Genomic DNA, 6,948 nt, shown 5'->3' on the forward strand with positions numbered 1-6,948 from the left:
TTTCCCGCGCTTTCCGTTTCTGTAATCGAACGTGTACGGCGTGGTGCGTTTAATGGCAGACTGCAGGCTTCCAGTCGATGGGGAGGATTGAGCGAAGTGACCGCAGGGGAGTCGAGCGGCTCGGTGGTACGGCGCATCCTGCTGGGCTCACAGCTGAGGCGTCTGAGGGAGTCCCGAGGCATCACCCGCGAAGCGGCCGGCTACTCGATCCGCGCCTCCGAATCGAAGATCAGCCGCATGGAGTTGGGACGGGTGAGCTTCAAGTCCAGGGACGTCGAAGATCTGCTGACGCTGTACGGCGTCACCGACGAGACCGAGCGCGGCGCACTCCTCTCGCTCGCCAAGGAGGCCAACCTCACCGGCTGGTGGCACAGCTACTCCGACGTCCTGCCCGGCTGGTTCCAGACGTACATCGGCCTGGAGGGCGCCGCCTCGCTCATCCGCGTCTACGAGGTCCAGTTCGTCAACGGCCTGCTGCAGACCGAGGCCTACGCGCACGCGGTCGTCAAACGCGGCATGAAGGGCGCGGGCAAGGCGGAGATCGACCGCCGCGTGGCCCTGCGCCTGGAACGCCAGAAGCTGCTGGCCTCCGAGCGCGCGCCGCACTTCCACTGCGTCCTCGACGAGGCGGCCCTGCGCCGTCCGTACGGCGACCGGGAGGTGATGCGCGGCCAGATCCAGCACCTCATCGAGGTCTCCGAGCGGCCCAACGTCACGCTCCAGGTGATGCCGTTCAGCTTCGGCGGCCACGCGGGCGAGAGCGGCGCGTTCACCATGCTGAGCTTCCCGGAGTCCGACCTCTCCGACGTCGTGTACGTGGAGCAGCTCACCGGCGCGCTCTACCTCGACAAGGCCGAGGAGGTCGCCCAGTACGAGCGGGTGGCCGCGCAGCTCCACAAGGACAGCCCCGGACCGGCGGACAGCCGCGACCTTCTGCGCGGACTTCTCCAACTCACCTGACGCGCAACTGCCATGACGTAATCTCAGGGGTCAGGTTTCGTCTGCTTTCCGTCTGCTGCCGCGGCAAGGGGTCCCTCTCATGTCCTTCTTCTCTGACCTGGCTCACCAGTACATCGACGGTGAGTGGAAGACCGGCTCGGGGTCCTGGGACATCATCGACTTCAATCCGTACGACGGGGAGAAGCTGGCGTCCATCACCGTCGCCACCGCCGACGAGGTCGACCAGGCCTACCGCGCGGCCGAGCGCGCCCAGCACGCCTGGGCGGAGACCAACCCGTACGCCAGGCGCGGCGTCTTCGAGCGCGCCCTGCGGATCGTCGAGGAGCGCGAGGAGGAGATCACCGGGGCGATCGTCGCCGAGCTGGGCGGCACCCGCCTCAAGGCGGCCTTCGAGCTCCACCTCACCAAGGAGTTCCTGCGCGAGGCCGTGCACCTCTGCCTGCGCCCCGAGGGCCGCATCCTGCCCTCGCCCGAGGACGGCAAGGAGAACCGCCTCTACCGCACGCCCGTGGGCGTCGTGGGCGTGATCAGCCCCTTCAACTTCCCGCTGTTCCTGTCGGTCAAGACGGTCGCCCCCGCGCTCGCCCTCGGCAACGCCGTGGTGCTCAAGCCGCACCAGAGCGCCCCGGTGACCGGCGGCAGCCTGGTCGCCAGGATATTCGAGGACGCGGGGCTGCCCGCCGGGCTGCTCAACGTCGTGATCACGGACATAGCCGAGATCGGCGACGCCCTCATCGAGCACCCCGTGCCAAGCGTCATATCCTTCACCGGCTCCGACCGGGTGGGCCGTCACGTCGCCACGGTCTGCGCCTCGCACTTCAAGCGCTCGGTCCTGGAGCTGGGCGGCAACAGCGCCCTGATCGTCCTGGACGACGCCGACGTCGACTACGCCGTGGACGCGGCCGTCTTCAGCCGCTTCGTCCACCAGGGCCAGGTCTGCATGGCCGCCAACCGCATCCTCGTGGACCGGTCGGTGCAGGCGGAGTTCACCGGGAAGTTCGTCGCCAAGGTCGCCTCGCTGAAGGTCGGCGACCCGGCCGACCCCGCCACGCACATCGGCCCGCTCATCAACGCCTCGCAGGCGGAGGCCGTCTCCTCCGTCGTCGAGCAGGCCGTCGCCGCGGGAGCCGAGGCCCTGCTGCACGGAGCCACCGACGGCAACCTGATAGCCCCCTCCGTGCTGACGGGGCTGCCGGCCGACTCCCCGGTCCTGCGGCAGGAGATCTTCGGTCCCGTGGCCCTGCTCGTCCCCTTCGACGGCGAGGACGAGGCGGTGCGGATCGCCAACGACACCCCGTACGGACTGAGCGGCGCGGTGCACACCGCCGACGTCGAGCGCGGCGTGCGGATCGCCAAGCGGGTCAGGACCGGCATGATCCACGTCAACGACGGCACGGTGCACGACGAGCCGGTCGTGCCGTTCGGCGGCGAGAAGAACTCCGGTGTGGGCCGGCTGAACGGCGAGGCGACGGTGGACGCCTTCACCACCCAGAAGTGGATCTCCGTGCAGCACGGACGTTCGCGCTTCCCCTTCTAGGGCCCCGGCAGGCGGCGCCCGCCCCGGCCGTGCTCGTGACCGAGCCCCCTCAGCCGCCGACGGGCAGCTGCAGGGCGAAGCGGCGGACGGCGTCGGTGAAGGCGTCCGGGGCGTCGAAGTTCGCGAGATGTCCCGCCCGCGGGATCAACTCGACGCGGGCGTGGGGATGCGCGCGGGCGAAGTCCGGCTCGCCGGACCGGAAGACGGTGTCCTTCTCGCCGTTCAAGAGGAGCACGGGAGCCGCCACATGACGCATCGCACCCGCGTCGAAGCGGCCCAGCACCTCGCCCCAGGCGGCCGGCAGGGTGTGGAAGGCGTAGCCGGAGCGGATGGTCGCCTCCACCACCTCGGGCGGATAGAGCCGCCGCAGCAACCGGTCGTTCCACCGGGCCAGCCGGTTTGCCGGTATGCGCGGGACGAGCCCGGCGACCCACCGATACGGCGTTGCCCACGGGCCACGAGTCGAGGCACTGGCCCCGGCGAGGACCAGCCCCCGCAGTCGCTCGGGGCAGCGCCGCGCGAACTCCAGTGAGGCGTATCCGCCGAGCGAGTGCCCGACGACCAGAGCCGGTCCGCGCTCGAACCCGTCCACCGCGGAGGCGATGATCTCCGTCGCCGCGTCCAGGCTCCACGGCTGAGCGGAGCGGACGCCGTGGCCCGGCAGGTCGACAGCGGCTACGGGGAAGTCCTCTCGGAGCGCGGCGAGCTGCGGGCTCCACTGCCCCGCGCTGAACCGCGTCCCGTGTACGAAGACGATGGGCGGTGCACCCGCTGCCGTCATGAGTCCCCCAGATCAGCGCTCTCCTCGGACCGACTCTACCGGCGGGCCGTCACGGAGCTTGAGCACGGAGTTGCCGGCCGGCGAGGACGCTCAATCCCCGTGTGTGGCGCGCAGTGTGGGAGGGCACGGGTCCGCCACTCCGTCCACCCCCCAGGGCAGGAGCGGTCGGGGCCTGCCCCTTGCGGACAGAACCTGACCGCAAGGGTCCGTAGCTTGTGAGGTGTCGGAAGGCCCCCAGGGGCGGCCCGCGTGAGCGGGCAGGAGAGAGGCGGAAATCCCATGGTCACCCACGTCAGTTCGGAAGCGCGCGGCGACGAGCGCGGCGCTCTGATCGCTTTCGTCGAGGCCCAGCGCGGCGGCATCCGCCGGTCGGTGCTCGGGCTCACCGACGAGCAGGCGGCCCAGCGGCCGAGCGCGAGCGGACTCAGCCTCTCGGGCCTGGTCAAGCACGTGGCCGAGACGGAGCTGAACTGGCTGCGCATGGCCCAGCGCAAGCCCAACGAGCGGCAGCGCACCCAGGAGACCTGGGCGGACAGCTTCCGCCTCGTGGAGGGCGAGACGCTCGCCGAGACCCTGGCCTTCTGGGACCGGGTCGCCGCCGAGACGGAGGAGTTCATCCGCGCGACGCCGAGTCTGGACGACACCTTCCCGCTGCCCGAGGCGCCGTGGTTCCCGAAGGACGGCGTGGTGTCGATGCGCTGGCTGATGCTGCACCTCGTGGAGGAGATCGGCCGGCACGCGGGCCACGCCGACATCGTCCGCGAGTCCCTGGACGGCAAGACCGCCTTCGAACTGGTGGCCCTGGAGCGCGGCGAATCCTGGGGGTGAGACCGGTACGCCGTACTCCCGCGGAACGGAATGACCCGTACCCTAGTCAAAGTTGAAGACTGCGGTACGAGCGGAAGGGTGCGGTGCATGTCAGCGATCCGGCTACTGGTTCTCGGGGCCGTGCGCCAGCACGGCCGCGCCCACGGCTACCAGGTCCGCAACGACCTGGAGTACTGGGGCGCCCACGAGTGGTCCAACGCCAAGCCCGGCTCGATCTACCACGCGCTGAAGCAGCTCGCCAAGCAGGGCATGCTGCGCGCCCACGAGATCGCCCCCTCCACGGCGGGCGGGCCGCCGCGGACCGAGTACGAGATGACGGAGCAGGGCACCGAGGAGTACCTCTCCCTGCTCCGTTCCGCCCTGACCACGTACGACCAGCGGCCGGACGTCCTCACCTCCGGGCTCGGCCTCATGGTGGACCTGCCGCGGGACGAGGTCGTGGCGCTGCTCAAGGAGCGGGTGCGGCGCATGGAGGAGTGGCGGGCCTCCGTGACGGGCTACTACACGCCCGAGGAGGGCCCCGAACAGCTCGGCCACATCGGCGAGATCATGAACTACTGGGTGCACTCGGCGGACACCGGCGAGGCGTGGACCAGGGGCCTGATCGCCCGTATCGAGGGCGGCGCGTACACCTTCGCCGGGGAGGGCGACCCGTTCGTCGGGGTGCTCGCCGACGGGCAGGAGAACCCGTACGCGACGGGGGAGCGGCGCGCGGACGGAACCGGTGACGACGGCGGGTAGCCGGGTCCGCGGGCGCGCGGGCTTGCACCTCACGCGACGTGAGGACGCAGGCTGGGGCGCGTAACGAGAAGAGAGGCGGAGGCCATGGGCCACTCCGTGGGACAGGTCGCCGGTTTCGCCGGGGTGACGGTGCGCACGCTGCACCACTACGACGAGATCGGCCTGCTCACGCCCGGCGGGCGCAGCCACGCGGGTCACCGGCGCTACAGCGACGACGACCTGGACCGGCTGCAGCAGATCCTGTTCTACCGGGAGCTCGGCTTCCCCCTTGACCAGGTGGCGGTTCTCCTGGACGACCCGGACGCGGACCCGCGCGCGCATCTGCGCCGCCAGCACGAGCTGCTGACCGCCCGGATCGCGCGGCTCCAGGAGATGGCCGCCGCCGTCGAGACCGCCATGGAGGCGAAGAAGATGGGCATCGACCTCACACCGGAGGAGAGGTTCGAGGTCTTCGGGGACTTCGACCCCGAGCAGCACGCGGACGAGGCGGAGCGGCGCTGGGGCGACACGGAGGCGTACCGGGAGTCGCGGCGCAGGACGGCCTCGTACACCAAGGACGACTGGAAGCGGATCAACGACGAGTTCGCCGCGCTCCATGCACGCGTGGGCGATCTGCTGGCCCAGGGGTTCGCGCCGGACTCCCCGGAGGCGATGGACGCCGCCGAGGAGCACCGCCGCTTCATCTCCGGCCACCACTACGCGTGCTCGTACGAGATGCACGCCGGCCTCGGCGAGATGTACGTGGGCGACGAGCGGTTCACGGCCTTCTACGAGTCCATCCGGCCCGGGCTCGCGGGGTATCTGCGGGACGCGATCCTCGCGAACGCGGCGCGCAACGGCTGAGGAGGGCGCGACGGCGGAGGTGAGGCGGGCGGGTTTGCCCGGGTTGTCCACCGGCCGGGGCCGGAAAGGGACGGTGGAACCTGGCCGGGCCGCCCGGCGTTGATAACTTTGGGCGGCTGCACCCGCCGCCGCACCGCCGGACGGCCGCAGCACGCCGCCGCACAACCCCCTCACCCACAGGAGCCCGGAACCGTGACGACGCTTGCGCTCGGACCAAGCTGGCTGGATCCGGATTATCTCCTGAACCAGTTCGGCCTCTGGGGTCTCCTGCTGATCGTCTTCGCCGAGTCGGGGCTGCTCATCGGCTTCTTCCTGCCGGGCGACTCGCTGCTGTTCACCACGGGCCTGCTGATCACCACGCACAAGCTGGACACCCCGCTGTGGCTGGCCTGTGTGCTGATCTGCCTCGCCGCGATCCTGGGCGACCAGGCGGGCTATCTCTTCGGCAAGAAGGTCGGCCCCGCGCTCTTCAACCGCCCTGACTCCAAGCTCTTCAAGCAGGAGAACGTGGTCAAGGCGCACGACTTCTTCGAGAAGTACGGTCCCAAGTCCCTGGTCCTCGCCCGCTTCGTGCCGATCGTGCGGACGTTCACGCCGATCATCGCCGGCGTCTCCGGCATGCGGTACCGCTCATTCATCACGTTCAACATCATCGGCGGCATCCTGTGGGGCGCGGGCGTCACCCTGCTCGGCGCCTGGCTCGGCAACATCGAGTTCGTGCACAAGAACATCGAGGCGATCCTGATCCTGATCGTCCTCATCTCGGTGGTCCCGATCGCCATCGAGTTCCTGCGGGCCCGCAGCAAGTCCAAGAAGTCCGCACCGACGGAGCCCAGCCAACGGGGCCGCCACGCGAAGCGGTAGTGCGCGCGAGCCGGGACGTCGTGACTCCGGCCGGGGCATCGCGACCCTGCCCGGGGCATCGTGGGCCCGGCTGGGGATCGTGACTCCGGTCGGGACACCGTGACTCCGGCGGGGACACCGTGACTCCGGTCGGGACACCGTGACTCCGGCGGGGACACCCTGACTCCGGCGGGCACACCCTGACCCCGGCCGGGACACCATGGGACCGGCCGGAGAAACTGTGCCCGGCCCGGGGAAATGAAGCCCGTACCGGGAAGGTTGAGCCGGATCGGGAAGATCGAGCCGGCTCGGGAAGTTTGAGCCGGTTCGGTAAAACTTAGCCGGCCCGGGAAAATCGAGCCGGCCCGGGAAAATTTGAGCCCGTCCGGCGATTGAGGACCGGGGGCCCGGGGGG

The 6,948-nt window shown here is 70.1% G+C and carries 7 protein-coding genes; 6 read left to right on the plus strand and 1 reads right to left on the minus strand.

The annotated features are described in order from the left end of the window. Positions 1-96 precede the first annotated feature (96 nt). Positions 97-960, plus strand: coding sequence for a helix-turn-helix domain-containing protein (locus tag DCW30_RS12215; protein ID WP_062771530.1), 864 nt, complete (start codon positions 97-99; stop codon positions 958-960). Positions 961-1,039: 79 nt separating this feature from the next. Next, positions 1,040-2,497 (plus strand): aldehyde dehydrogenase family protein, encoded by a 1,458-nt coding sequence (locus tag DCW30_RS12220; RefSeq protein WP_076685124.1) that lies wholly within the window; start codon positions 1,040-1,042, stop codon positions 2,495-2,497. A 49-nt stretch (positions 2,498-2,546) separates the two neighbouring features. On the opposite strand, the gene DCW30_RS12225 is transcribed toward DCW30_RS12220, so the two are convergent. Continuing rightward, positions 2,547-3,278, minus strand: a complete 732-nt coding sequence (locus DCW30_RS12225) for an alpha/beta fold hydrolase (protein WP_076685123.1) — start codon at positions 3,276-3,278, stop codon at positions 2,547-2,549. Between the two features lie 279 nt (positions 3,279-3,557). Here DCW30_RS12225 and DCW30_RS12230 point away from each other — a divergent pair, with 279 nt between their 5' ends. From DCW30_RS12230 to DCW30_RS12245, 4 genes are all read left to right on the plus strand, one after another. Beyond that, complete coding sequence (locus DCW30_RS12230; protein WP_076685122.1) at positions 3,558-4,106, plus strand: DinB family protein; 549 nt, start codon at positions 3,558-3,560, stop codon at positions 4,104-4,106. Positions 4,107-4,193: 87 nt separating this feature from the next. Next, positions 4,194-4,847 (plus strand): PadR family transcriptional regulator, encoded by a 654-nt coding sequence (locus DCW30_RS12235; RefSeq protein ID WP_076685121.1) that lies wholly within the window; start codon positions 4,194-4,196, stop codon positions 4,845-4,847. A gap of 84 nt (positions 4,848-4,931) precedes the next feature. Next, complete coding sequence (locus DCW30_RS12240) at positions 4,932-5,690, plus strand: MerR family transcriptional regulator (RefSeq protein WP_076685120.1); 759 nt, start codon at positions 4,932-4,934, stop codon at positions 5,688-5,690. A gap of 192 nt (positions 5,691-5,882) precedes the next feature. Then, positions 5,883-6,554: a DedA family protein gene (locus DCW30_RS12245; RefSeq protein WP_076685119.1), complete on the plus strand. Its 672-nt coding sequence runs from the start codon at positions 5,883-5,885 to the stop codon at positions 6,552-6,554. Positions 6,555-6,948 lie beyond the last annotated feature (394 nt).

It is taken from the genome of Streptomyces alfalfae (assembly GCF_004127445.1).
GTDB classification, from domain to species: domain Bacteria; phylum Actinomycetota; class Actinomycetes; order Streptomycetales; family Streptomycetaceae; genus Streptomyces; species Streptomyces alfalfae.